2 tRNA genes are annotated in these 474 nt (G+C 40.5%); both read left to right on the plus strand.

The annotated features are described in order from the left end of the window. The first annotated feature begins 22 nt into the window (after positions 1-22). A tRNA-Ile gene (locus AC25JC_RS17335) sits at positions 23-99 on the plus strand. 74 nt (positions 100-173) lie between these two features. Further along, a tRNA-Ala gene (locus AC25JC_RS17340) sits at positions 174-249 on the plus strand. Positions 250-474 lie beyond the last annotated feature (225 nt).

Raw genomic sequence — 474 nt, forward strand, 5'->3', positions numbered from 1 at the left:
TTCTTCATGACGATGTATCTGAGGGTCTGTAGCTCAGTTGGTTAGAGCACACGCTTGATAAGCGTGGGGTCACAAGTTCAAGTCTTGTCAGACCCACCATTCTGACTAACGAAGTATTTGAATAAAATACGGAAGCAAACAGAGAATCAGAAACATTGACTTATTGATAAGCTGGGGACTTAGCTTAGTTGGTAGAGCGCCTGCTTTGCACGCAGGAGGTCAGGAGTTCGACTCTCCTAGTCTCCACCATACATTGCTACGCAATGTATAGAGAACGAAGCTAAAATAAACAATCAAACGATTGTTAGCTTAGTCCTTAAGCGATCAAGTGTTTAGGTTATAGAGCTTAGCAACAAAGTGGCGTATGATTCGCTCCATTGTTATTAAGCTCTGTGATTTATCACAGTTTCCTGACCTGACGAAGGCTGGAAAAATCATTAACAGAATATATTTGAGTTGAAATAATTTGTTCAT

The sequence above is a fragment of the Acinetobacter sp. P37 genome, from assembly GCF_057480965.1.